27 protein-coding genes are annotated in these 26957 nt (G+C 38.9%); 2 read left to right on the top strand and 25 right to left on the bottom strand.

The annotated features are described in order from the left end of the window. Positions 1-4 precede the first annotated feature (4 nt). From MHB66_RS08115 to MHB66_RS08105, 3 genes are read right to left on the bottom strand one after another with little or no spacing between them, the layout of a single operon-like run. Positions 5-1150, bottom strand: a complete 1146-nt coding sequence (locus MHB66_RS08115; protein WP_342490577.1) for a nucleotidyltransferase family protein — start codon at positions 1148-1150, stop codon at positions 5-7. Positions 1151-1156: 6 nt separating this feature from the next. Next, on the bottom strand, positions 1157-1735 hold the full coding sequence (locus MHB66_RS08110; RefSeq protein WP_034281854.1) for a CYTH domain-containing protein: 579 nt from the start codon (positions 1733-1735) through the stop codon (positions 1157-1159). Between the two features lie 19 nt (positions 1736-1754). Continuing rightward, entirely contained in the window at positions 1755-2768 is a 1014-nt protein-coding gene (locus MHB66_RS08105; RefSeq protein WP_046310978.1) for a hypothetical protein, read from the bottom strand. Positions 2769-2869: 101 nt separating this feature from the next. On the opposite strand from MHB66_RS08105, the gene MHB66_RS08100 reads away from it, so the two are divergent. After that, complete coding sequence (locus MHB66_RS08100; protein ID WP_034281852.1) at positions 2870-3130, top strand: acyl carrier protein; 261 nt, start codon at positions 2870-2872, stop codon at positions 3128-3130. Here MHB66_RS08100 and MHB66_RS08095 read toward each other — a convergent pair. From MHB66_RS08095 to MHB66_RS08085, 3 genes are all read right to left on the bottom strand, one after another. Further along, complete coding sequence (locus MHB66_RS08095) at positions 3117-4835, bottom strand: ABC transporter ATP-binding protein (RefSeq protein WP_034281850.1); 1719 nt, start codon at positions 4833-4835, stop codon at positions 3117-3119. The genes MHB66_RS08100 and MHB66_RS08095 overlap by 14 nt on opposite strands. Continuing rightward, positions 4832-6601 (bottom strand): ABC transporter ATP-binding protein, encoded by a 1770-nt coding sequence (locus tag MHB66_RS08090; RefSeq protein WP_046312234.1) that lies wholly within the window; start codon positions 6599-6601, stop codon positions 4832-4834. The genes MHB66_RS08095 and MHB66_RS08090 overlap by 4 nt, the downstream gene beginning before the upstream one ends. Positions 6602-6774: 173 nt before the next feature. Continuing rightward, a complete protein-coding gene (locus tag MHB66_RS08085; RefSeq protein ID WP_046312232.1) occupies positions 6775-7695 on the bottom strand; it encodes an aminoglycoside phosphotransferase family protein in 921 nt (306 codons plus the stop codon). A 169-nt stretch (positions 7696-7864) separates the two neighbouring features. Here MHB66_RS08085 and MHB66_RS08080 point away from each other — a divergent pair, with 169 nt between their 5' ends. Beyond that, positions 7865-8128, top strand: coding sequence for an acyl carrier protein (locus MHB66_RS08080; protein WP_051627339.1), 264 nt, complete (start codon positions 7865-7867; stop codon positions 8126-8128). A 51-nt stretch (positions 8129-8179) separates the two neighbouring features. Here MHB66_RS08080 and MHB66_RS08075 read toward each other — a convergent pair whose 3' ends face one another. From MHB66_RS08075 to MHB66_RS07985, 19 genes are all read right to left on the bottom strand, one after another. Further along, positions 8180-9412 (bottom strand): pitrilysin family protein, encoded by a 1233-nt coding sequence (locus MHB66_RS08075; protein WP_034281847.1) that lies wholly within the window; start codon positions 9410-9412, stop codon positions 8180-8182. Positions 9413-9445: 33 nt separating this feature from the next. Next, positions 9446-10399, bottom strand: coding sequence for a polysaccharide deacetylase family protein (locus MHB66_RS08070; RefSeq protein WP_041117421.1), 954 nt, complete (start codon positions 10397-10399; stop codon positions 9446-9448). 124 nt (positions 10400-10523) lie between these two features. Next, positions 10524-12641 (bottom strand): polyribonucleotide nucleotidyltransferase, encoded by a 2118-nt coding sequence (gene pnp / locus MHB66_RS08065; protein ID WP_024424134.1) that lies wholly within the window; start codon positions 12639-12641, stop codon positions 10524-10526. Between the two features lie 181 nt (positions 12642-12822). Then, complete coding sequence (gene rpsO / locus MHB66_RS08060) at positions 12823-13092, bottom strand: 30S ribosomal protein S15 (RefSeq protein ID WP_008354438.1); 270 nt, start codon at positions 13090-13092, stop codon at positions 12823-12825. A gap of 140 nt (positions 13093-13232) precedes the next feature. Further along, positions 13233-14198 carry a bifunctional riboflavin kinase/FAD synthetase gene (gene ribF / locus MHB66_RS08055; protein WP_046310974.1) on the bottom strand — a complete coding sequence of 322 codons (966 nt, stop codon included), beginning with the start codon at positions 14196-14198 and terminating at the stop codon, positions 13233-13235. A 17-nt stretch (positions 14199-14215) separates the two neighbouring features. Further along, positions 14216-15145, bottom strand: a complete 930-nt coding sequence (truB, locus tag MHB66_RS08050; protein ID WP_041117418.1) for a tRNA pseudouridine(55) synthase TruB — start codon at positions 15143-15145, stop codon at positions 14216-14218. Between the two features lie 68 nt (positions 15146-15213). Further along, positions 15214-15564 (bottom strand): 30S ribosome-binding factor RbfA, encoded by a 351-nt coding sequence (gene rbfA / locus MHB66_RS08045; RefSeq protein WP_007499525.1) that lies wholly within the window; start codon positions 15562-15564, stop codon positions 15214-15216. A 17-nt stretch (positions 15565-15581) separates the two neighbouring features. Next, on the bottom strand, positions 15582-15860 hold the full coding sequence (locus MHB66_RS08040) for a DUF503 domain-containing protein (protein ID WP_024424137.1): 279 nt from the start codon (positions 15858-15860) through the stop codon (positions 15582-15584). Next, positions 15857-17977 carry a translation initiation factor IF-2 gene (infB, locus tag MHB66_RS08035; protein WP_034281840.1) on the bottom strand — a complete coding sequence of 707 codons (2121 nt, stop codon included), beginning with the start codon at positions 17975-17977 and terminating at the stop codon, positions 15857-15859. Before infB ends, MHB66_RS08040 begins: the two co-directional genes overlap by 4 nt. A gap of 19 nt (positions 17978-17996) precedes the next feature. Further along, positions 17997-18299 (bottom strand): YlxQ family RNA-binding protein, encoded by a 303-nt coding sequence (locus tag MHB66_RS08030; RefSeq protein WP_024424138.1) that lies wholly within the window; start codon positions 18297-18299, stop codon positions 17997-17999. Beyond that, positions 18292-18576 (bottom strand): YlxR family protein, encoded by a 285-nt coding sequence (locus tag MHB66_RS08025; protein ID WP_024424139.1) that lies wholly within the window; start codon positions 18574-18576, stop codon positions 18292-18294. The genes MHB66_RS08030 and MHB66_RS08025 overlap by 8 nt, the downstream gene beginning before the upstream one ends. A gap of 15 nt (positions 18577-18591) precedes the next feature. Beyond that, positions 18592-19707, bottom strand: a complete 1116-nt coding sequence (nusA, locus tag MHB66_RS08020; protein WP_024424140.1) for a transcription termination factor NusA — start codon at positions 19705-19707, stop codon at positions 18592-18594. Between the two features lie 32 nt (positions 19708-19739). Next, entirely contained in the window at positions 19740-20213 is a 474-nt protein-coding gene (gene rimP, locus MHB66_RS08015) for a ribosome maturation factor RimP (protein ID WP_003211398.1), read from the bottom strand. A gap of 701 nt (positions 20214-20914) precedes the next feature. Next, positions 20915-21736 (bottom strand): class I SAM-dependent methyltransferase, encoded by an 822-nt coding sequence (locus tag MHB66_RS08010; RefSeq protein WP_131631251.1) that lies wholly within the window; start codon positions 21734-21736, stop codon positions 20915-20917. A 25-nt stretch (positions 21737-21761) separates the two neighbouring features. Beyond that, positions 21762-22427 (bottom strand): CPBP family intramembrane glutamic endopeptidase, encoded by a 666-nt coding sequence (locus MHB66_RS08005; protein WP_052712387.1) that lies wholly within the window; start codon positions 22425-22427, stop codon positions 21762-21764. Positions 22428-22440: 13 nt separating this feature from the next. Next, on the bottom strand, positions 22441-23250 hold the full coding sequence (locus MHB66_RS08000) for a SagB/ThcOx family dehydrogenase (RefSeq protein ID WP_034281835.1): 810 nt from the start codon (positions 23248-23250) through the stop codon (positions 22441-22443). A 24-nt stretch (positions 23251-23274) separates the two neighbouring features. Further along, a complete protein-coding gene (locus MHB66_RS07995; RefSeq protein ID WP_046310969.1) occupies positions 23275-24621 on the bottom strand; it encodes a YcaO-like family protein in 1347 nt (448 codons plus the stop codon). Positions 24622-24623: 2 nt separating this feature from the next. After that, positions 24624-25604: a TOMM precursor leader peptide-binding protein gene (locus tag MHB66_RS07990; protein WP_034281831.1), complete on the bottom strand. Its 981-nt coding sequence runs from the start codon at positions 25602-25604 to the stop codon at positions 24624-24626. 14 nt (positions 25605-25618) lie between these two features. Beyond that, positions 25619-26326 carry a protein involved in maturation gene (locus MHB66_RS07985; protein WP_046310966.1) on the bottom strand — a complete coding sequence of 236 codons (708 nt, stop codon included), beginning with the start codon at positions 26324-26326 and terminating at the stop codon, positions 25619-25621. Between the last annotated feature and the right edge of the window lie 631 nt (positions 26327-26957).

Below are 26957 nucleotides of genomic sequence, written 5' to 3'. Positions count from 1 at the left end.
TTTGCTATTGCCTTTCAGGAAATAGCTGTATGGCTGGTTCCTCTTCAAGCTCATTGCGATTATCCAAGTTGAAAAAACGTTCAATAAAGGATTTTTTCCATATTTTCGAAGAACCGAAATCATTCTCTCCATAGGCTTCTAAGAATGATTGGTCACTCATGTCTAGCTGCTTCAATTCGTCAATATAGTTCGTTTGGTACAGTAAATCTAAAAACGTAAACGTGTAAAAAAGTGCTTTCTCGGCCCCTAATTCCTTCGCTCTTTCTTGCAAAGCATGCCAATCAAGCTGATTATGCTCTTCAGCAAACATGACGTACTCCCTTACATCACAAAACTTAATCAAATTAAGATCTGCATGTAAGTAGACATACTGTACGTTTGTTGCCTCCTTATATAGATGGAAGGCAAGATGGATAAGAAAATCTAACGGCTGAAGCAAATAGACATCTGTTTGAAAAAAGGGCTTTTCTTCAGCAGCATCCAGCAAGGCATTTGTTGCTTCGTAGTTTTTTTTCAGCTCAACATCATAAGAGAAATCGACCCGGTGTACCTTCAAAAAATCTTCTCCGCTTCGTTTAATATGTGAATAAAGATTCCCGGCATTTATTCTCCACATCATTTCTTCTTCTCTTTCAATCGGTATTTCCTGATCGGCAGCCCAGTCATATTTCCCGATGATAAACCCTTCCTTCTTGAGCAATGAAGAGGCATTCTTCCGGTCATCTGGATGAATTAAGAAATCAAGGTCTGACATCATTCGCAGTCCATAATCTTTGTACACAAGCGGGGTTAAAATGGCGCCTTTAAGGGGGACCGCTTTTAGCTTTGCATTTCGGAATGTTTGTAAAAGACGTTTGAATTCCTTGAGTCTCTCCACATTTTTTTGACGATTCCCTATATAGTGATAGTGAAGCAAAAATTTGTATGTCGTCGTAATGTTTTTTTCATCATCAAGGCGAATTAAATGAGGCGTCATCAGCTGAAGCACCTTATGTCTTGATGCCAGTCCAATTAATTTAGGCATATCGATGCCATCTTTCAATAGAGCTCTAATAGACTCTTCTTCTTGTTCATTTAATTGAATACGTGAGCTAAGTAATAACAGCCTCTGCTCATTTGAGAGAGTGGATTGATCCAAAACAGCCTGCATGTTTGACTACTCCTTCCCGTAAAACGATTGAAATCTAGTGATAAATCGAGAGCGCTTTCCTTTTCGATTGGCTGGCATGTCCAAATCATCAGTTAATGTATGAAACAATTGATCTGCCTCATATGCTTTTTCACTGTCATATTCAATTTCCAGTTCATAATCTGTTATGCCAAGATAGCTGCTTTGATCCAAATCGATTTTAATGCCTTTCTCAATGTAAAAGGTTGTTCGCTCAGTGACCAATAGCCCTAACAATTCTGGCTGTTGAGTGATTGTAATTGGTAAAGACGTCATGATGTTCTGTACATCTAGTTTTTGCGGTAACTCCTCAATAGGTAATGACGTTTCTTCTCTTACTCTTTTATAGCCAGACGTTTGACTGGGGCATTTGATTTCAAGTGTTAGTTTGCCGCTGATTTGACGGATACGTACGGTATAACCAAATCGTTTTAATAAAAAATCTGGTGTGTCGTAATAGTAATTGAAATTAAGAACATAAGTAGGTGTATGATATTGAATGAACATGTCATATATGTGCTGAAAATCTGTTTGTGACAACAAATATTTGTACTCCTGCTCAACCATAATTCACCTCCAAAAAGTCTTACACGACAATGTCGGTTTGTTCAAGAAGCTCTTGAATGAGAGCAGTGCCTCTCTCTAAAGAAGTAAATGCCTGCTTTAATGAGTAACAAGGCACCTTTTCCGCTAGTGCGTTAAGGAATGGTTCTAGCTCTTCGGGTGTTGGCAATGTGAAATATGGTAATAAGAATTCATTATGTCTTCCTGGATTAATGACTGCATGCTGCTTCAAACGTTCCGCTGCTTCCTGCGGAGTCATTTTCGAAAGTTCTGCCCCAGTTTGCCCGTGAGGTAAATATTCAGGAAACACAATCACATCGATTTTTCCCTTTGTTTTGACTTCACGTGAAAACCATTTTTCTAGCTCCTCTGGATATACAAAATGATAGCTTTTATCATCCTCGTTAAATGGATGACTCGATGTTTGGAGTCTGTATGGGGTACCTAGCTTTTCAATGGCTTCAAACGAATCTTTCCGAATACTCATAGATCTCGGCCAGCCAGTTCCTGTGTACTCGGTGTTCGTATATGAAACACCTATATCATCGTTTGTGATATATCGAGCATCGGTTAATGATAATAAGGATAAGATGGTGGACGTTTTCCCTGCCCTTGATCCGCCCACTAGGGCAATTCCCTTTTGATTCATCTCCATCATGCCCCCATGCAAATAGATGAGTCCATGCTGATAACACAAAAGGCGAAGCAAAACTCTTATTAACCGAAGCGCATGCTGGGCTGTCCATCTGACATCTTTTGGTTCATCTATCACAATGATTTTTTTCTCTCCGTCATACAGGTAGCGGCAGCGGGGCTCCATCTTCGTTTGGTAAAAGACTTCTTCAAGAGGTATTTCTTTTTGTATTTCTTGTGCATATTTACTGGTTAGAATCGTCCAAACGTCACCTTCATGTTTTTCTGTTATTTTGCTGCAGTCAATATATGGATGCACTTTACTTATCACTAAATTCTGAACTGATTCATCTGCACCTAATACGACACGAACATCATTTTTTTGATAGCTTACATATGACAATGAATGCCACCCCTTATGATAGATTTATAAAAACAATTGCATTTTTTTCCTTAATCAACCAAAATGTAACATATATCAATCTCTTAGAAAGGAGCCGCGACATGAATGAACTGACAATAACTGAAGTTGAAGAAAAAATTGTACAGCTTGTCATGAATAAGTTGTCTCTCAATGAGCAGCCAAGCCGAGATGATAGTTTAAAAGCTTTAGGATTAAATTCTGTCCAAATCGTCTCTTTTGTTATTTCATTAGAAGACACCTTTCATATTGCCTTTGAAGACGAAGAATTACACCCTGACCACTTCCGCACCTTAGAACGACTCTTCACTTTAGTTAAAAACAAACTGACTAAGACGCTGTAATTACCTGGGCCATAAATAAAGAGCGGTAATGCGAGGAGGCTTCCATCAGCTCCTCATGAGTACCGCAGCTTTGAACAGCACCGCCTTCAAGTACATAGATTAAATCTGCATTTTGTATGGTCGATAACCTGTGTGCAATCACAAGCAAGGTACCGCCTCCTTTGGCATCGTCTATCCCTTTTTGAACCTTCCTTTCTGTCTGCCGATCTAGCGCGGAGGTCGCCTCATCTAATATAAGTAAATCAGCCTGTTTTAAAAGCGCTCTGGCGATAGCTAAACGCTGTCTTTGTCCTCCTGATAAGGAAATTCCCCTCTCTCCAATGACTGTGTCAAAACCTTTTTCAAGCCCTTTGATGAAGGAAAGAATTTGTGCAACTTCACACGCCTGTTCAAGTTGTTCTTCGGTCACATCATGTAATCCCATGATTAAATTCAGGCGTATCGTGTCTGGGAAAAAATAGGGCTCTTGCGGGACAACGGCTATTCGCTTTAATAAATGAGATGGATTGATCTCTGATAGATCAACCCCATTCACTAAAATTCCCCCGCTGTCTGGCCGGTAAAGTCCAAGTGTAAGCTTTGAAATCGTTGATTTCCCGCTGCCGCTCGCTCCAACAATCGCCACTTTCCTTCCCTTTGGAATATGAAGATTCAAGCCGTCTAAAGCGCCTTTAGATGTTTGTTCATAAGAAAAGCAAACATCTTCAAACACCACGTCTTCTACAGCATCTATTCGTTTTGTTCCTTTTTCTTCGTTTTCCATTTGCAGCACTTCTGCGATTCGGTGAACAGATGCACGCTGCTGGAAAAATTCAAATACATACTGGAATAACTCTTGATAACTCTTCATTAATTGAGATGCATATTGGTAAATGACGACAAATAAACCGATGGACATGTTTCCTGCTGCTACTTGATATGTGCCAAACACTAGAACTGATAGTATCCCAAACCATTTCAATGGCTCTGTTAAAAAAAGAAGCTTGTTTTGAAACTTACCTTCCTTCATGACACGATCCATCATTTTGTTAAACAGCTTTTCATACAAACCGATTTCCCACTTGCGTCGATCGAATGCGACAACTTCCCTTGTAGAAGAAATGCCTTCTTCTACATGCACGAATAGGTCTGATCTTCTCTCCTGCACATCTTTTGCTATGTTTGTTGCCGTTTTCGCCATTTTTTTACCGACAATAAAATAACAAGCGCTTGCAAAGAGAAGCAAGAAAAATAAGACAGAACTCACAGATAGCAAAATGATAGATAAAACAATGGCCATAAAAATCGTTTGTACAATTTTCGGTATATGTAAAGCAGCCGTAACAGCAACTGTCTTTACATCTTGATTAAGTTTGTGTAAATAAAAACTAACTGGGTGAGTTTTATATGATCTCATGGATACTTGCTGAAGCTGATCTAACATCATTTTCTGCAATGAATGATGGATGGTCAGATAGTTTTTATGCATCACATATGGGCTGGCAACAAACATCACAACATATACAAGAAATATAATGGCAAACAGCATCAAGATCTGGGAGAAATGTTGACTGATACCACTATTCAAAAGAACATCATCAATGAGCCACTTTTGCAGTCCTATCATGGCTAAATTAGCTGCTGCTTCAATCAAAACGAGTAAAAGAGCAAGGATGAGCATCCATTTTTGCCTTGTGATCAAAAGAAACAGCCAATTTTTTCTCATGTTACACCTGCCTCCTTTTCTGAGCGGTCAGACGCCAATTGATAAAAATGCCCTTTTTTCCTCATCAATTCATGAAATGGTCCAGTCTCTAACACACAACCATCTTTTATAAAAATAATTCTGTCAAAATGGCTGACCGTTGATAAACGATGCGCAACTGCAATGACAGTATATTCCTTAAATGTTTGGTGTAATGCATGCTGGACTTTTTGCTCACTGACATTGTCAAGAGATGCTGTGGCTTCGTCGAGTAATACAACTCTTGGATTTTTAGCAAATAGCCTGGCAATCGCTATTTTTTGCTTTTGCCCTCCGGAAAGTTTTAATCCCCTTTCCCCGAGTATGGTATCGTATCCATTTTCTAACTCTCTTATAAATGAATCACAGTCTGCTTTTTTTGCGGCTTCAATGATCTGTTGATCTGAAAGACTTGTATCTCCAAAACGAATATTGTCCTTTACACTCATATTAAATAAGAACGTTTCTTGAAAAACAAATCCCATCGCACCTCTTATTTGACTAGTAGGTAAACGGCGCAAATCAACTCCATTCATTGTAATCATCCCGGATGAGGGATCATAAAAGCGTCCAATTAACTTAAGAAGCGATGTTTTCCCTCCGCCGCTTGTACCGACAAGCGCTACTTTTTCACCCTTCCGAATATGTAGATTCATCTCTTTTAATAAAGGAGGATGATTTGGATAATGAAAACTGACGTCATGAAACACGATATCGCCTTCTACATGATCAAGGTACACCGGCTGCTGAGGCTCTCTAATATCAGGTGTTTTTTTCATAAAATGATATAAAGGTTCAATTTGAAATGTTAATATTCGTTGTTCTGTTAAAAGTGTGACAATGGAAGTAAGCATATGCATCGCTGAAAAATAATATAATATATATGCCACAAAACCACCTGTCGTTAGCTGTCCAGTCTTTACAAGGTGGATACCAATACCAAAAGTGGCAAGAGCGCCAATATAATAAGTCAGCCTGCGGTTGCTTCCTCGTAAATAGGCGAAAAAAACATTTTTCTCATGATCTTGGCGCACTTTTTCATGGAGTTTTTGAATTCGTTCCATATCCCATTTCATATAGCCTAAAATTCTAAGCTCTTCCATCGAAGCAAGACTTTCGTATAATTTTGTTTGCAGCGTGCGAAAACCTTCTGCACTTTGTCTACCGTAGATCGTGGCCTTTTTTTCAAGCCATGGCCCAAAGACATAGTAGAGAATAAAACTTGGAATGATGATTAGTGTGAGAAAAATAGAAATGTTTATCATAAAGTAAAGTGAGATGGCGATAAATAATATCTGATTGATAAATTGTGGGAAGTATCGTCTGTAAATTTCTTGTACAGCTCGTGTCTGTGTGTTAACAAAGGAGAGTGTTTCACTAACAGAATGTTGTTCGTAGTATGAGAAACCAAGTTGACGGATTTGCTGGAAGGCAGCAAATTGTGAATCTCTTGAGGCTTGTTCAATTAATTTTCTTTGCCATAAATTTCGTGCGGCTGTCAGTATAATACCGAGTACAATTAAGCCAGTCAGTCCTAACAATAAACCATTCATTTTTGAAAAGTCTTTTGCTGGCAAAATGGTCTCAATAAAATATTGAATAAATTTAGGTATGATGAGCTCGCTCAAGGTAATAACGAAACCACTCATAATAACTAGAATCACTTTACCTGTATAAGGCTTTAAGAATGAAAGTGTCCATAAATAAACACGCCATAACTGCTTTGAATCCTTGTCGATTTGTTTCAATCCACCACCAGCCTTTTGCTCTTTTTCAACAAAAAACGGAATTTTTTTACATCTTTTTCGATCCTTGTTTGGATTATATAAAATGTTTTTAGTCATGACAATGTGTAATTTGCATTATTATAACAAAAAAGGCAGTGACTTCCATCACTGCCCAATCGTCCTATATTTCACTGTTATCTAGTGATACGCGCATACCACTGAGGCTCTATTTGATTAAAATAATCATGTTCTTTTAGCACATTTTCTAGTCTTTCAATCATCTCATCCATTTGACCCGGATCGAATTTAATAACCCACATAATCGATGAAAAGATACTCATTGCGACATAAACAGAGTAAAGCAGCCAAAAATCATCTGGAATGTTCCCATCAAAATATCCATTGATTTGACCAGCTGAAAAAGCTTCACTTGTTTCTCTGCTGAAAAGAGCTACTTTATAAAAATCGTGAATGGGATCTCCCCAGTCAAAATTGTTAAAATCAATAACACCTGCATATTTATGATTGTTGACAATAATGTTCCCTAAATGAAAATCATCGTGCTGAAATTGATTAGGTCTGCCTTTCACTATATCTATGTGCTTTGCTATAAACTGAGCTACTTTTTCATCCCCTTTAAGGGAGAAACCGCTTTTCCGGTAAGCAGTTAAATATCGATGATGCTTTTTAATGACACGATCTTCCCAAGGTTCGATGTGTGAAGGTGCCGGATATTTATGCATATTTCGTAAATCCTGACCTGCACTTACCCCGATAGCATACTGCTGTTCTTCAGTTAACTGACTCATGATTTCTTTTGCTTCCTGGCCTTCTATAAACGATAAAATATAGTACACTTGCTGTTTTGCTTCTAGAACACCGATATTCACTGGATCAGCACACTGAACACCATGACGTCTTAATTCGGAAAGCAGCTCAAACTGCATCTTTATTTTGTCATACTGGTCTTGATCTGTGAATCGAAGGACATATTTTTCACCTGACACCGTAGTCATGACCCATTTTTCATCCCGAGAATATCCTTTATCAATGTGGTCTATGCTGACCGCTTCTTTTAATAAGGGAATGTGCTGCATAAGGTCTGTTTTATTCATGGATTGATTCATCCTTCCAGTCTCTTTTCTTCTCACTCTACCAAATATTTCATTTGAATAGAATGATCAACAATTCCTATTTATGTCGAAACTGCTTTACAATGTTTTTCCATTCTAATATAGTTAATTTATGTAAATGATAGAAAATTTGTAAAAGGGAGCGTTGCAGATGAATGAAACGACAGATGTCCTTTCACTTTCAAGTCAAGTAAAAGATTTGGTTCTGCGTTCTTTGGATGATAGCAGCAAGGTTTCTATTGGTGCAGATGAGGAATTAACAAATCACGGTCTCGATTCGATTAAAGCAGTTTCACTCATTTTGGAATTAGAAGAGGTTTTTGATATTCAATTTGCAGATGAGGAATTACTGACAGAGCACTTTTCAACAATCAATAAAATTGTTCATCAGCTGCAAAACAAGTTAGCTGATTAATCTTTTTTGTATCAAAAAAAGGCATCTCTTTAAAAGACATGCCTTTTTTGTTTAAGCAGAAGGTACATCACCCGTCGGACTAATAAGCGAGAGCGCATAATCTTCTGTAAAAATGCGTTTAGATAAGTTATTCACGCCGTCTAATGTGACGCTGTTGATTTCATCAATAATTTCATCGAGTGTCCGATGTTTGCCAAGGAGCAGTTCATTTTTACCGTTTCGGCTCATTTTGCTGTTTGTGCTTTCAAGGCTGAGCATAAGGTTGCCTTTCATTTGCTCCTTAGAGTTCTCTAGTTCTTTCTGCGTGATTCCCTCACGTTTTAAGACGTCTAATGTTTGTAAGATGGTCTCAGAGAGCAGGTTTAGCTGTTTCGCTCCAGTTCCGCCATAAATCGTCAGCATTCCATTATCTGCAAATGAACTGTGATAGCTGAAGACGGAATAAGCAAGTCCTTTGTCCTCTCTTACATCTTGGAATAATCGGCTGCTCATGCTTCCGCCAAGAACATTATTTAAGACGATTAAGTCATAGATGCCCTTATCTCCAGCTGGAAGGCCATTAAAGCCCAGGCATAGGTGCGCTTGTTCCGTTTCCTTTTTGCGTGTGAGCTTGCCATAATGAAATGCTGGAGCTTCTACAGGCTGCTTTTTCCCTTTTCCTTCATAAGAACCGAACAGCTTTTCAACCTCGCGAATAAAGGTCTCATCTACGTTCCCTGCAACTGAGATCACGACGCGGTCCGGGGTATAGAATTCATCCATGTATTTTCTAAGCGAGTCTCCGTTAAAGGTTGAGAGTGTTTCCTCTGTTCCTAAAATTGGATATCCTAATGAATGATCACCATAAATGGCTTTGCTTAATAAATCATGAACGATGTCATCAGGAGTATCCTCATACATTTTAATTTCTTCGTACACCACATTTTTTTCTTTTTTCAGCTCTTCTTCATCAAAAGCTGAGTGAAAGAACATGTCGCTTAATACATCGAGGGCGTAGCCAGCATGTGAATCAAGCACCTTCGCATAGTAGCAAGTGTATTCTTTTGATGTAAAGGCATTCACCTGACCACCAATGCGGTCAAAGGATTCTGCGATATCACGTGCAGATCTTGTCTTTGTTCCTTTAAAGAACATATGCTCTAAAAAGTGTGAGATTCCATTAATTTCAGGTGTCTCATGTCTAGAGCCTGTTCCAATCCAGACGCCAATTGCGACAGACCTTACAGTGGGATTGTTTTCGAGTACAATTCTTACTCCGTTTTGGCATGTATACGTTTTGACCAAGTTTTGCTCCTCCTATTCAACAAACAGATCGCATCACGGATGTCTTTTTTCACTTAGGAGGTCAGAAACCGTCCCTAATTCATATCCTCTTTCTTTAATTTGAGTGATAAGTGCGTCAAGACTTTTCGCTGTTGCATCTGTTGGATGCATTAATATCATCGCCCCATTGTGAATTTTCCCAAGCACCCGCTTTTGTAAAATAGCCGGGGATGGTTTTTGCCAGTCGATGGTGTCTACTGTCCACATAATGGTTTCCATGCCTTCTTGTTTGGCAAGCTTGACTGTTTCTTCTTTAAAGCTGCCGCTTGGAGGCGCAAACCATTTTGGTTTCTTCCCAAGGGATTCTTCAATTTGGCGATTTGTTTTCGTTATCTGCTCTAATGCTCGTTCTCTTGTCAGTGTGCGCATATCTGGGTGATTGTATGAATGATTTCCAATTTCATGACCATCTGCCGCGATTTTTTTAGCAAGCTCTGTGCTTTTTTTCACCCATTTGCCTTCTAAGAAAAAGGTCGCCTTGACTTGATGCTTATCCAGCGTCTTTAACATGTTGATTAAATGCTCGTCACCCCAAGCTACGTTGATGAGGAATGCATTCATTTTTTTATCTGGATGCCCTTTATAAATGGGCTCTGCACCAAGCTCATGTAAATGAATAGATGGTTTTGTTTCATTAAAAACAAGCAACTTTTCATCGAATGACCCCTGTTTCTTCATTTTTTCATAAGAGGCATCGATATCAACTGTCTGTCCATTTAAGCCAGGCATCTTTTTCCACACTTTATCAATCTTAGCATTTTGCGCCTTTACTTCATAGTCAGAAGACTTCGATTCAATTTCCTGAAATAAAATATCTTTTGAAACAGATGCAACTTCGGCATGCTCTTTCATTGATTCAATATATGTAACAGCAGCCGGCTGCTTCATCGTTTGATATGACACGAGCAGTAAAAATACAAACACAATGAATGGTAACGTTTTTTTCAATGGTTGTCCCTCCCCTATATCACAAATTATGATGGCGAGAAACAAGCTAGAACTATTGTTAGCGCAAGAAAAGAAAGAAGCCTGGCACGGATACCTGGCTTCTAACACATTTTATTTGATCTCATTAAGACTGCTTTTCTTCTTTTTCCTTTTCTTCACGTAAAACAGCTTTTCGAGAAAGGTTCACACGGCCTTGTTTATCGATTTCAGTGACTTTGACAAGTAATTCATCGCCAAGTTTCACGACATCTTCTACTTTGCCAACACGCTCAAGCGCAAGCTCAGAAATATGAACAAGTCCATCTTTTCCACTGAAGATTTCAAGGAAGGCACCGAATTTTTCAATGCGTTTGACTTTACCTAGGTAAAGCTGTCCTACTTCAACTTCTCTCACAAGATCTTCAATGATTTTCTTCGCTTTTTGGTTCATATCTTCTTCTGTAGAAGAAATAAAGATTGTACCATCTTGTTCAATATCGATTTTCACACCGGTATCTTCAATGATTTTATTGATTTGTTTACCGCTTGGTCCAATGACATCGCGAATTTTATCCGGATTGATTGTCATCGTTAAGATTTTAGGTGCATAACGAGACAATTCTCCTCTAGAAGCAGGAATTGTCGACAGCATACTGTCTAAAATTTCCATTCTTCCTTTTTTCGCTTGTTGAAGAGCCTCTTCTAAGATGTCTTTTGATAGACCATCGATTTTGATGTCCATTTGAAGGGCTGTTACACCTTTTGATGTACCTGCAACTTTAAAGTCCATATCTCCAAGTGCATCTTCCATTCCTTGAATGTCTGTCAGCACTGTGTAGTATTCACCAGATTTCACAAGTCCCATTGCAATCCCTGCAACTGGTGCTTTAATTGGAACACCGGCATCCATCATCGCAAGTGTGCTTGCGCAAATACTTGCTTGTGAAGTAGATCCGTTAGATTCTAATACCTCTGAAACGAGGCGAACCGTATAAGGGAAATCTTTTTCGGATGGAATGACTGGTTCTAGTGCACGTTCACCTAGTGCACCATGTCCGATCTCACGACGGCCTGGACCACGCATTGGACCTGTCTCGCCAACACTGAATTGCGGGAAGTTGTAATGGTGCATGAAGCGTTTTGATTCTTCAACACCTAAACCATCAAGAATTTGCACATCACCAAGTGCACCTAATGTACAAATACTGAGCGCCTGTGTTTGTCCTCTTGTAAATAGGCCTGAACCGTGCGTTCTTGGCAGAAGTCCTACTTCTGAAGAAAGTGGACGGATTTGATCTACGCCGCGTCCATCTGGACGTACTTTCTCTTCAGTAATCAGACGGCGAACTTCGTTTTTGACAAGCTTGTTTAATACATCTTTCGCTTGTTTAATCGTTGCTTCGTCACGTTCTTCTGCTTCAAACTTCTCAACTACAGCTTTTTTCACAGCACTGATTGCATCCTCACGCGCATGCTTCTCATGTACTTGAATCGCTTTCAGCAGGTCAGCTTCAGCAAGTGCTTTTACTTCGTCTGCTAACGTTTGATCTACTTCATATAAAGGAATATCGATTTTTTCCTTACCGACTGCCTTCACAATTTCTTCTTGGAATTCGATTAAGCGTTTGATCTCTTGGTGACCGTACATGATCGCTTCAAGCATTGTTTCTTCCGGTACTTCATCAGCACCAGCTTCTACCATGTTGATCGCATCTTTTGTTCCGGCAACCACAAGATTGATGTCACTTTGTTCAAGCTGCTCCACATTCGGGTTAATGATCAGCTTTCCATCCACTCGTCCTACTGTAACGCCGGCGATTGGTCCCTCAAATGGAATGTCAGACACACATAAAGCTAAAGATGAGCCAAACATTGCAGCCATTTCAGATGAGCAATCTTGATCCACACTCATGACGATACTAATGACTTGTACTTCGTTTCTAAATCCATCTGCAAACAGCGGACGAATTGGTCTGTCAATTAAGCGGCTGGCAAGGATCGCCTTTTCACTTGGACGGCCTTCTCTTTTAATGAAGCCGCCAGGAATTTTACCTACTGCGTATAGTCTTTCTTCGTAGTTCACAGTGAGCGGGAAGAAATCAAGTGGTTTTGGTTCTTTAGAAGCTGTTGCTGAGCTAAGCACAGCCGTATCTCCGTAGCGTACGAGGACCGCTCCGTTTGCTTGCTTTGCAAGCTGGCCAGTTTCAACTGTCAGTTGACGTCCAGCCCAGTCTATGGTGAAGACATGTTTCTCTTGTCCCATTCTGAGATAAACTCCTCTCTTATCGTAAAGTTTTAGTTAGTTCTTATTATGAACAAAATGATTTTCACATATCAATGTGAAAGCTGTATGTAGAAGGGTTTTTGCCATTCTTTCAACATTTTAACCATAAAATATTAGTGATTATACGATAAAAAAGCGGGAATCCTCCCGCTTTTTACGATTATCGACGTAAGCCTAGTTTGTTAATTAACTCACGGTAACGAGTTACGTCTTTATTACGTAGATACGTAAGAAGATTACGACGTCTACCTACCATTTTCAAAAGACCGCGACGTGAGTGGTGATCTTTCTTATGAGTACGTAAATGCTCGTTCAAGTTGTTAATTGATTCTGTTAGGACAGCGATCTGAACTTCTGGAGATCCAGTATCAGATTCGTGTGTTTTGAACTCATTAATTAATTGCGTTTTACGCTCTTGAGTAATAGCCATCCTGTTTCACCTCCAAATCATGTTAGCCCCATCTACCTCGCAACCGTCGGTGAAGTCGGCCTGCCAAGTAAGTGGTTTTAAAGCTACAGGAATAATCATACTAAAAATATGCTGAATTTGCAAATGGTAGAGCAGTTTTTCTAAGATTTTTTTGTTTGCTTGAGCTGATCTTGAAAAAACTGAATCGCTTCTTCTTTATCTTGACTGATTTGAGCCGTCAGCTCCTGGATTCCGTTAAATTTTCGTTCACTGCGAATGCGCTTGAACCATTGTAATTTAATCGGCTGGCCATATATTTCTTCGTTAAAATCAAAAAGGTTTACTTCAATGGCAGGCTGATCAGGACGTTTTTCATAAAATGTTGGTTTATAGCCGACATTACAAACGCCGTCATATACTTTACCTTTTACTTCTGCTCTTACTGCATATACCCCTGTTGGCGGAATAATGTATTCAGCAGATAAGCCGACATTAGCTGTCGGAAATCCGATCGTCCGTCCGCGTTTGTCTCCATGGATGACAATGCCGCGAAGCTGATAAGGTTTTCCTAAAAGCTCGCTCACATATTCAACATCCCCATTTTTTAATGCGGAACGGATGAGAGTGGAACTGACTTTTCGGTCTTGATTGGACAGCTTAGGTACGATGGTTGCATTGATACGGCTTTTTCCGTATTCATCGAACGTTTCCATTGTGCCTGCACCAAAACGGCCAAACGTAAAATCAAACCCCGCTACTGCGTGCTTCACATTCAATTCATCCAAATATTGATCCACAAACTCTTGAGGAGATAGAGCTGCAAAGCTCTCGCTGAATTGTACGATGTATAAATAGTCAGCGCCCAGCTGTTCGATAAAATCAATTTTATCCTCAAGCGGTGTAATTAAGTCTTTTGGTTCCCGTGCCTTTTGCAAAACATGTGATGGATGCGGATGAAAGGTCATGACTGCTAAGGCCAATCCTTCTTTTTTCGCAATGCTTTTCGCTTCGTCAATGACTTTTTGATGCCCGAGGTGAACACCGTCAAAGTACCCTAAAGCCATGACAGACGGGACTTGATCTTTTTGATTCAATGTATGTGGGTGTGAAATATGTATAGTCTTCACGAGATGTCACCTTTTCTTTAAGATTGCTTGTCCTGAGATAAGATCTTCGCCGGCTTCATCAGGTTCTGTTTGGTCGGGTGCTTCATATATATTGCCAGACAACGACCTGAAGGAGCAAATACAGCGACACGATCCGCCTCTGCGAAATGAGCAAATTCATCAGGCATTGGCAGGACTGCACCGTTTTCCACTTTACTTGCTAATGTATCATTTATCTCCCATTTCGGCAAATGATTGAGCGTGCGCTCGATCGGGACAAGGTGCTCATCTACAGTTCCTTCCTCGCTTATATCTCGCAGCTCATCCAGCGTAATACATTCATCAAGTGTAAAATCACCAGACCCCGTACGAATAAGATGTGACATGTGGGCTGGAAATCCTAGTTTCTTCCCGATATCAACCGCTAAGGTCCTCACATACGTTCCCTTTGAGCATAGAACAGTAAACCTAAATGACACGCTGCCATCCTCATATGTGACAGGTGTAGTCCGCTCGATACGGTGAATAGTAATTTCTCGGCTTGGCCGCTCAATTTCAATGCCCTCTCTTGCATACTCATAGAGCTTTTTCCCGCCAATTTTCACAGCAGAAAACATGGGAGGAATTTGTTCAATGGTTCCTTCAAACTGCTTCAGCGCCGCATCAATTTCTTTTTCTGAGATCGGTTTTTCCACCTTTTTTTCTTCTACGATCTCACCTGTTTGGTCTTCTGTTGTTGTAGAAAAGCCAATCGTGATTTCTGCATCGTATGTTTTCGATTTATCTGTTAAGTATTCTACAATCTTCGTTGCTCTTCCGATACAAATAGGCAGAACACCTGAAACCTCTGGGTCGAGGGTGCCTGTATGGCCGACTTTTTTTGTGTGTAAAATTTTTCTTACTTTAAACACACAGTCGTGTGAGGTCATGCCTCTTTCTTTATGTAATAAAAGAACACCATTTATCATCTGCGTTCTCTCCTTTCATAAACGATGAAAAAGGACAGACGATCATCGCCTATCCTTATTTCAACGTCTTATTCGTGATCTTTTGTGTTTAACTCAGCAATCAGGCTTTCAATTCGGTTTCCGTAGTCTACGGATTCGTCGAATTCAAAATGCAGTTCTGGTGTTTTGCGAAGTCTGATTCGATTGCCAATTTCAGAGCGGATATACCCTTTAGCCTTTGCAAGGCCTTTTAAGGTTTCCTCTCTTTTCTTCTCGTCGCCAAGAACAGAAATGTAGACTTTGGCAATTTGCAAATCACCGGATACTTCGACATCGGTTACAGTCAAAAAGCCGATTCTTGGATCTTTTAGCTTTCTGCCTAAGATGTCGCCCAATTCTTTTTTCATTTGCTCACCCACACGGGTTGCTCTCATACTCATGATCTTATCACCTCTAATTAAAACCACTCAGTTTTCGTGATCGTTCGTTCAATTTCAGGAAAAGAATCGATAAAGCTTAATACACGCTGAAGCTCCTTTTCCACTTGAACCCGAGATGAGGAAATCACGGCGATTCCAATTGATGTACGCTGCCATGTATCCTGGTAATCCATTTCAGCAATGGTTACATTGAATTTATGACGCGTTCTTGTCAATATACGCTGAAGAACCGCACGTTTTTCCTTCAGTGAGGATGCATCATAGATCATACACTCACATTCGGTATAACCGATCATTTTCTTTCGATTTCTTGCATAACGAATGATTCCATGACATCACCTTCACGGATATCATTGTATTTCTTAATGGTAATACCACATTCATAGCCTTGTGAAACTTCTTTCACATCATCTTTAAATCGTTTTAACACGTCAACTTCGCCTTCAAAAATAACGACGCCGTCACGGATTAAGCGGATTCCGCTATCTCTTGTAATCGTTCCTTCAGTTACATAGCCGCCAGCAATTGTACCGATTTTAGATACTTTGAACGTTTGACGAACTTCAACTTGACCGATGACTTTTTCTTCATATTCAGGGTCAAGCATTCCTTTCATCGCAGCTTCAATTTCATCGATGACTTTATAAATAATGCGGTGCAAGCGGATATCAACGTTCTCAGTCTCAGCTGTGCTTTTCGCATTTCCATCAGGACGTACGTTAAAGCCAATTACGATGGCATTAGAAGCACTTGCTAAAATGATGTCTGATTCTGTAATCGCTCCAACACCCGTATGGATGATTTTCACTTTTACGCCTTCGACTTCTATTTTTTGAAGAGCTGCTGTTAATGCTTCAGCAGAGCCTTGTACGTCTGCTTTCACGATCAAGTTGATATCTTTTACGTCACCTTGTTTGATTTGCTCAAATAGGTCGTCTAGAGATAATTTTGCTTTATCTGAACGCTGTTCGTCCAGCTGTTTAGAAGCACGCGCCTCACCGACTTGACGAGCTGTTTTTTCATCTTTGAATACGAGGAACTGATCCCCTGCATTCGGTACATCGTTTAAACCAGTGATTTCAACAGGTGTAGATGGTCCTGCTGTTTTCACGCGGCGGCCGATGTCATTGACCATTGCACGTACACGGCCAAATGTATTTCCGACAACGATTGGGTCACCTACTTGAAGTGTACCTGTTTGAACAAGGAGGGTTGCAACAGAACCTCTTCCTTTATCAAGCTCAGCCTCGATGACAGTCCCTTTTGCCGCACGATTTGGGTTGGCTTTCAGTTCTGCTACTTCACTGACAAGAAGGATCATTTCGATCAATTCATCAATGCCTTCACCTGTTTTCGCAGATAGTGGAACGAAAATCGTTTCGCCGCCCCAAGCTTCTGGTACAAGACCATGCTCAGTTAACTCCTGCATCACACGGTCAGGGTTCGCTGTTGGTTTGTCAATTTTGTTCACAGCGACAATGATTGGCACTTCTGCCGCTTTCGCATGGTTAATCGCTTCAATTGTTTGCGGCATGACACCATCATCTGCTGCAACGACTAGAATTGTCGTATCCGTTACTTCGGCACCACGTGCACGCATCGTTGTAAATGCTGCGTGTCCAGGTGTATCAAGGAACGTAATTTTTTTGCCATTTTCTTCAATTTGGTATGCACCGATATGCTGCGTGATTCCACCTGCTTCGCCTTCGACGACTTTTGTCTTACGGATGCTGTCAAGAAGAGTTGTTTTCCCGTGGTCAACGTGTCCCATGATCGTTACAACTGGAGGGCGTACTTGCATATCTTCTTCTTTATCTTCAACTTCATACTTTTCAAGTTCAGTTTCTTCTAAAATGATGACTTCCTCAACTGGAACACCATATTCAGAAGCGATTAATTCAACTGTATCTTTATCAAGTTCTTGGTTGATTGTTGCCATGACACCAAGCATCATCAGCTTTTTAATGATTTCAGCTGATTCTTTTCCAAGCTCATCAGCCAGCTGGCCGACAGTCATTGAATTTGTAAATTCAATTTTTTCAGGAAGCTCTTTTTTAGGCTTCACAGGTCTAGCTTGCTGATGCTGCGGTTTGTTATTTCCACCGCGTTTGTTTTTGTTTTTATTTTGGTTGTTGTTTTTTTTGTTTTTATTAAATTGATTATTCTGCACGTCATTCTTCTTTCTATCATTGTTTTTGTTAGATGATTGTTTTTTTTGTTCTGCGGGTTTCTCGTTAGCTGTCTCTTTTGCTTTGGCTTTTTTATAGATAGCGTCTAGCTTTTTCACAGTGTCGTCTTCAAGCGTCGCCATGTGGTTGTTCACTTCCACGTTCATATCCTTAAGCGCTGCTATAATATCTTTACTTGAAACATCTATGGCTTTTGCGTATTCATATACTCTCACTTTAGCCATTCGTTCACCCCCAAATAAATTAATCGAGCAAGCTTATGAGCTTCTTAGCGAAGCCTTGGTCAGTGACAGCGACAACTACGCGAGCTTCTTTCCCAATAGAACGTCCGAGAACGGAACGGTCTTCAACTTTTCTAACCGGAACATTATAAAATTTGCATTTGTCAGATACCTTTTTCTCTGTGTTAGATGAGGCATCTGCTGCAAGAAGAACCAGCTTAGCACGCGCATGTCTAATTTCTTTGATCACCAGATCTTCTCCTGACACGACTTTACGAGCTCGATTTGCTAGACCAAGCAAAGGATACCATTCAGATTCATTCATTAGGTTTTTTCACCTTTTCAGCTAGTTCTAGTAATTCTTCAAATATGTGTTCGTCAATCTGTGTCTGAAATTGCTGCTGTAAACTGCGTTTGTTCTTTGCCGCAAGAATAGTTTCTTTATCGAGAGAAAGGTAAGCTCCGCGTCCGTTCATTTTTCCGGTAGCGTCAACAGACACTTCTCCTTCTTTAGAACGAACAACACGGATCAGTTCTTTCTTTGGTTTCATTTCTCCCGTCACGACGCATTTTCTAAGCGGGATTTTTTTTCGGCTTTTCACCTTTAATATCACCTCTTATTCGTCAGATTCCTCAGCTACTGGTTCAGCCTCTAAGAAAAGAGATTCAGAGTCTTCAGTTCTTGGGAAAATACCGAGTTCCCTTGCATCTGTTTCGCTTTTAATGTCGATTTTCCAGCTGGTCAGCTTCGCTGCAAGGCGGGCATTTTGACCTCTTTTACCAATCGCTAATGACAGCTGATAATCAGGGACAATAACTGTTGTCGCCTTGTCTTCTTCATTCACAATGACATCAAGTACTTTTGATGGACTCAGCGCATTGGCAACAAATTCAACCGGGTCATTAGACCAATGAACAATGTCAATCTTTTCGCCTTTTAGCTCGTTGACAATTGCTTGTACACGCTGGCCCTTTGGACCAACACAGGAGCCAACTGGATCAACATCAGGATCATCTGTACGAACAGATATTTTAGAACGGTCCCCAGCTTCTCTAGCAACCGATTTAAGCTCTACAGTACCATCATAAATTTCTGGCACTTCAATTTCAAATAAACGCTTTAAAAGACCTGGATGTGTTCTAGACACATAAATTTGTGGTCCTTTTGTTGTTTTTTCTACTTTTGTAATGAACACTTTAATGCGGTCATGCGGTTTGTATTCTTCATTTGGCATTTGTTCATTGACAGGAAGAAGGGCTTCAATTTTGCCAAGTGACACGTAAATAAATTTACTGTCAATCCGCTGAACGATTCCCGTCATAATGTCTTCCTCGCGGTCGATGAACTCAGTGTAGATCACACCGCGCTCTGCTTCTCTCACACGCTGCGTCACAACTTGTTTCGCTGTCTGAGCTGCAATACGTCCAAAGTCTTTTGGTGTGACTTCAATCTCAACGACGTCACCAACCATGTAATTCGGGTTAATATTGGCTGCATCATCTACAGAGATTTCAAGGCGAGAATCATACACTTCATCTACAACATCTTTTCTTGCGAACACACGAATCGTTCCCGTTTCGCGGTTTAAATCAACACGAACATTTTGTGCTTGATTAAAATTACGCTTATATGCAGAAATGAGTGCAGCTTCTATCGCTTCAATTATAATTTCTTTACTAATACCCTTCTCTTTCTCAAGAACAGTCAGGGCATCTAACAACTCACTACTCATTTTTATGGTTCCCCCTTATATCAATGAAAAGGTTAATTGAACGAAACTGCTAATCTTGCGTTAGCTATTTTCTCGTATGGAATATTGATCTCTTTCTTTCTTGTCTTGATCTTCACTGTCACTGTTGCAATCTCACCATCAAAGCTTGTAAGCTCACCTTCAAATGCTTTTTCACCATCAATTGGTTCATATGTTTTCATGAAAACATTTTTTCCAAGTGCTTTTTCAAAATCAGCTTTTTTCTTTAATGGGCGCTCCGCTCCAGGAGAGGACACTTCAAGAAAGTAGTTTTGGCTAATCGGATCTGCCTCATCAAGCTTTTCGCTCAAGGCTTCGCTCACTTTGGCACACTCTTCGATATCGACACCTTTATCAGAGTCAATAAACACGCGAAGGAACCAGTTTTGACCCTCTTTGACAAATTCAACATCAACGAGTTCAAGCTGTAAGCCATCTAAAATTGGCTGCACCATTTCGCTTACGACATCCACTACTTTTTTGCTCATTCTCTTCCTCCTTGTGCTTTCGATAAACGCTCTTATCAATCATTCTGCATAAAAACCCTGCTTTATGTGAGCAGGGGGAGCAGAAAACGGATGAATAATGTCGAGACAAAAATTGCCTGTTCAATACAAAAGAGCGGGTTTCCCCACTCTTGTCTCGGTAATCGTTAGCATTTCCATAAAAACTATACCATATCCAATTTTTTTATGCAAATGAAGTTCCTCCTTATAATAGGTACTCGCTTATCGATTAATGCAGCATGTTCAGTACCATTAATACCTCTCTCTTCCTTTATATATAAACGGAAAGCCACTATGAACAGAGCGGACTGATAATAATGCACCTGAATACAATGAGCGAACAACAGAGCTCCCTATGAAAGAAAGTAACATCTACACTAAGTCATCTCTAATTCCAAAAAACTTTGTATGACACACTATGGTTATTCATATAGAAGCAAAGAGTGTATCAGTAAACAGCCTTCACTTTCCACTTTCTCAAAACCCCCTAATGGATAAGTACTTCAACGTTAAAGAAATAAGCAGTTCAATTTTAATCACACTGCCATTCTCCTTCACTTCAGAGAAACGCGTTCTCATTTTTAGGGAATCGCAATTTAAAAATCATTCATATTGAACTCCCCGAAAAGCAGGCAGAGACTAAACGGATAACCTTCATATTATACATAGAGAAAGAATCATGTTTATATGGAATGAATGTATCCAGACTGTTTAATCAGCCATGCATGTAAAAGTAAAGGTGTCTTCTGTGCTGAACTGCTATATTCATCTGGAACCTGCCTTAAGGTGTGCTGTAAATTTTCATTTCCTATTAACGATAAAAATTCCATACTAAATGGGCTGAATCCTCCAATTATAGAAGTACCAATCTTATACTTTACATCTTTTCTAGGTTGGGTAATATAGGTGAGTAACTGCTCGAACTCAGATAATGTCAATGAGGCGTGATATTGATCATATAAATACAGTTCTTCTTCTTTGTTCTGAACTGAACTCATTCCACTTTCTATACTATCTCGATTTAAATCAACTATATAAATAATAGATTCATTTGATAAATAAGGAAGGAACTGTTCTAATAATGCTACAGGATCTTCAAATAGCCCAAAACACAGATGTATTAAAATCGCATCATAACTTTTCGCATGTGATGAAAAATTTTCGATATCTGTACAAATAAAATTAGCTTTTATATTCAATTGATTTGCACAATGTATGGCTTCCTCTGATGAATCAATTCCTGTCAAATCAGCTAGAGGTAATTGCTTAGATAAATACTCAAGCATCTGCCCTTGTCCACATCCTATATCTAAAATAGAGGCAGGCTTTTTTTTGAATGTTAGTTGATAATAAGAAATGAAAGTTTCAGCTGATAGACATCGAGTAAATGGCGTTTCTCGATTATCATAATTTGAACTTATTTTTCTTTTTTCTGGATCCAAAAACCATGACTGAGCCAGCGCTCTTTTTCCTTTAAGCTCTTTCATCTTTTCTAGTATTATCACAGGGTTTACCACCTTTATAAAAGCCTCACCAATCAGTTTCAGATAATACGGGAGGTTTCGTTTTGAAGTTCTTTATTTTGAAAGGTTGAAAAAAATGAATGAACAGATTATGTGAAATATGAAATGCTATCGCTGCTAGAATACCAAATGTTAAGTATGAAATAACTGTGATGAATGTAAAAAGCGACATATAAGCAATAGACTTAACACCGCCTATTGGTATATGCAGCAAGATAAATCCTATTGAACTGATACAAATTGATACCGCCACAGATTCCACAGAATTTGTTAGTAATAACAACGGAAGAAAGAACCGCCAAATCAATTCTTCTGATAGAGCAGTTAATGGAAGAAAAAAGATTGAATCAACATTGACAGCATATCTGCCTCTAAATGCAACAACTTTGTTTTTTAATTTCCATAGAACTGACGGTAATAGGACACCTAATAAAAAGAAGGATAAAATACCATACACATTTTTATTATTAGACATTTCAACTAAGAGCTCTTGAGAAAATGCTCCACAGCATATAGAAGCTCCGATTATCGTGAATCCATCATAGCTCCTCTGAGGAGTGATATATGTTATTAACTTTCGATCGGATATTGGTTTATCTCTCTTGATTTTGATAACCATTTTAGAGCTTAAGGGACCCAAAAAGTGAAGGAGGATCCCTAAAGCTGCTACCATTGAAATCATCTATTTAAGTACCCGCAATCAATGTATAAATTGGAGCGTCATCTACTCCATTAAATCCACCGATCAGTTCCATTAACTCATCATCGATAAACCCTCCGAATGGTCGGCTATTAATCTTCTGTGCAGTAGATAGCAAAATCATATTTTGCATGACATGTCCTGCCTCCATAAAAACGAAGCGATAAGAACGATGTCCATACTTAAATCGAGAACGCCAAAAATTCGCTGAAATGACTACAGCAAATGCAAAATCTTGAACGGATTCTTCTTGTAACATTATTTTCTCAAATTCTTTTTCAGAGTAATCACCCATTTTAGTCAATCCTTTTCTATACGGATCGAAATGATAAATACCTTTGTCTAAAGAATCCACTTTGTTGGCTACAATAAATAGATCTAGAGGATAAAGTGCCCCGCCAGATGGTATAGGGCGTCTAGGTCCTTCTTTACGCTCTACCAATCCATAACTCTTCTGTAAAACTGTTGAGAGTTGTTCTAATGAAACACTCCCCCCGCTAAAATAATCTGCACTTCTTCGTTCCTGAATGACATCGTCTAAAGATATATTTGTATTTAATGGTTTAGGTAGTAAAATTAAAGGCAGGTCATCAAATCTTTTACTTGCATGTGTAGCAATCTTTTGCAAAGTTTGAGATCGCAGCAGCCCTGCAACACCAGGTGCGTCCCATGCCATTGAACCCCTATAGATTTTTGTTGCCTCAAACCAATTTTCAGAAGGATCATCAAACCGTAATGCTTCGTTTCCATACACAACATCAGCCAAATTAGTAGCATGTCTTTCAATACTATTCATATATTTAATCACCTTTCTACGATATTAAGGAAATGGATGCGGAATTGGATTCAGTTCTTCTAACTTAAAAGGTTTATCTACTAAACCTAAATGATAAGAATGTTTTAAAATTCGTTCTCCGCCCAACATTCTACCTCTATAAAGAACGTCAATCGGTTTATATCCAGGAATAATTGATTTTACGACATAGGCACCAGCATCTTTTATATCAGGGCTGGTTAAATCAAAAGTTGCCACATGATATCCTTGTTTTGATAAATGACTGATAAGGTTAGTCCATAGAATGTCTGGAGAACGATCATCAAACGGTGCATAGTCTTTAACGTCCACTAATTTCTCACTTGCTGTTAAAAAATCAGCTTCTTTCACAATAGCTGTTCCCGCATAGAGTTTAATATGATCTTCAAAACTGTTAATATCTCGATGATAATCTACATCCACTAAGGCGTTCCCTAATCGTTGTTCTGTTTTTACCCAAGTTCTTGTATACATTCCCTCTATCGCAGCTTTCTCACATGCTCTTTCAATTGAATGAGCAGAGGCCGCGCCAATAGCAAATGGAGCTAAATCTGTATGAGGATTTCTTATCACTGCCAAAATAGTAGGAACACCAGAAAAAATGCTCATGTCTACTAAATGCAAATCAAGAGAAGTAGGTTTAATATATCTTTCATAGAAGTGTTTTAATCTAGGTGAGGTATTAATATCGATCTGCGGTAAACTTAACTTATTGTACCAAGTAAGCATAAATGCATCTCTTTCAATTGTTTCAAATAAACCTGAGATTGCCGCTTCTTGATATGTAATACCACAAGCTAGTCCATTACTAGTTGCATGACCAATATTGGGGTCTCCTGGCCACTCAGTATAGTTTGCAATATGAATTAATTGAGCAGGCGTCCAAACTTCTTCATTATTTTCAGCAATATGACCTTTTCTCCACCATAATTTTGTATCTTCATTCCATCTATCATGAGGAAAATTCGGGTCTTCATATTGAGTGACAGCATACATCTCCCACTTATCAAAGCCAATTACTGATTTGCCTTCATTGATTAAGTCCTTTTGAGTACCAAAACATACAACATCAGAGTTTAAAGGTAAATAAGCGGCACTATATCTTTCCACCGTTTCACCTATAGCTGCTAATCTGGCTGCAGCTGGATTAGCAGATCCTCCCCCATTATAAGAATTAGACGGTACCCCAAATAAAATATTGCTGTCTGTACCATGCGCTCCATATGAATGACCCCATATATCATCAACGTCTCTGAGTTTTCTATACTCTCTACGGACTATCCCAACATAAGGATCTGCCAATTGGTCGAGTATTTCCCATGACTCTTCTAACGTTGTCCATTTATTAGCCATAATTAATTATTCACCTCACCATGAAACCAAACTTGAGGAAAACCTGTATCTGCAGCTGGGGAACACTTCGGGCATCTAGGTACTCTATAGACACGATGATGATTAAATGAGACACCTTTATCATCTAAATTAATTGTTGTAAATCCACCTGGTATTGCACTTGGTGCGTAATCTTTTAGTGTGAGCCATTCTAAAATTAAATTACTTGCAATTCCGATTTGAACTAAATGAATCGGCATATGATAAACCGGTTTCTTTTCAGGATTTATAGGCTTTATTTTCATTAAGTCTGAACGCAATACTTCGTCAGAAAAGTTTGCTGACTTTCGAAGGTTATAGCAATGTAAACAAGCTGATTGATGTGGTATGAAAAATGGACCTACCCAAGATGTCTGTCCATCATATGGCACAATGCTCAACCAAGGTATGTGGTCTTCTAATGCTAGATCATTTATTTCTTCAAAAATCGGGTCTAAATGAGAGTTGCCAATAGCAACCCTGATATCCGGCTGCTTATTTAATTCTCCTTTAAGCACTACATGTAGCCCTGCCTCTTGCAAATGACGAATAAATTCAGCAGCAACTGGATTATGATCTCGCGTAATAACTTCAACAATTCCTGTTTTTAAACGATCTAGTATATCTTCAACCAATACTTGTCCACCGGCTCTTTCATAAGACAAAAGCGCCGTCAAATCAAAGTTCATATCCGTCTTAACACACATTCCGTTTGTAACTAAAAATTCGAGGACATGTTTTAATTGATCACTCTCTACTTCGAAATTCTCCTCTAGTTCTTTAATCGAAACCCCATTATCTTCCGTGAGATAATTAGAAATTTCTTGAATAAATTCAATAATTCCGTCACCTTCAATTTTGGTGACAGTTTGCGCTTTTAAACCAATCAAACTGTCTTCTAGTTTACCTAGCGTAATGTGTGGTGCTAATTTATACCTCGTCATTTCTTGGTCTTTGACAAACATATATTATTCCTCCTTTAAGAATAATTAATTTGTATTTTAGATAATTGGGCCCGAGTTGGGGGGTGACCAATTATTTGTTCAAGCGTGTTCGTAAATGGCTGTAATTGTTTTGAAGAAGAAGCTTCTTGAAAACCGACTAACCATTCTAATACGTCTAAAGGCATATTGTTCTGGGACAATATTGATATGACCTCTTCTTTACTTTTACAATATAATTCAATTTTCATATTTAAATCCTCTTCAAAAATATCCTTCAGCCTACTCATACTTACTAACTCTGGTCCTGTTAAATCATATGCCTTTCCAGCACGATTCCTAACATCTTTTTTAGGGATTAAACATGCCTTTACAACATCTTTTGTATTGATCCAATTAACTCCCTCGGGAGAAAATGCAGTTATTAATTTACCAGTAGCACCTGCCCATCCTCTATAAAGTTCTATATTGATATCAAGCGGTGAAGTCCTATAAAGTATGCTATTCTGATAGATTTTCAATAATTCACTTTCAAGAGAACCTAGTTCATCCTCAACAGTATGCCTTCTATTAGATAAAATAATCGTTTCCGTTTGAAAATCAGTATTATTTATAAAGTATTCTTTGTCATAACTAACAGCCCCGCCCAAATCGATTATTTGAGCAGGATAGTCTTCATACTCAACTTTCATCTTCTCTAAATAGGCTTTGATTGGTTCTCTAATACCGACATAATGAATACTCATAAAGAGCCCCCTCTTTCCCGATCACATTGGGATAAAATGGTTAAAATCTAAGTGAATCAACTTATAATAGAAAAAGTAATCTTCTATTCGAGTTCTTCATAACATAGTAACCTCAACTTTTTTCATACATTTAATTAACTTAATATCTAAATACCCAAAATATTTGATCCAAAATAACGCCGCCCTTCAATCAAAAAAACAACATTAAGACCATATAAACCCTTTAAATACACAAAATTTTAAATATAGTATTATTTTCCATAGTCATATTAAACCACACTTTTTCAGGGTTATCAACGAACTTTTCAGAAAATATAAAACTTTCACACTTAATCATTGACAAATAAAGACTTATGAACCATCATATGTAATATATCAACTACATATCTATGTTGATAAATTTTAAATAAGGAGGTCTAAAGGTGACTAAAATTACAATCCCAACTGCTTTGGCCGCTAAGGTACACGGGGAAGGTCAACATTTATTCGAACCAATGGCTGCGCGCTGCACTTGCACAACAATCATCTCAAGTTCTTCAACTTTCTAATCAACTTTAGTTTTTCGACATATCATTGAAAAGATCGCTCGCCCACCTAGCAAAGAAGACTTAGCTGGGTGGGTGGGCATCTT

Origin of the sequence: Bacillus sp. FSL L8-0167 (assembly GCF_038630295.1) — a bacterium.
GTDB classification, from domain to species: domain Bacteria; phylum Bacillota; class Bacilli; order Bacillales; family Bacillaceae; genus Bacillus; species Bacillus safensis.
This window is presented reverse-complemented; position numbering and strand designations above follow the sequence as displayed.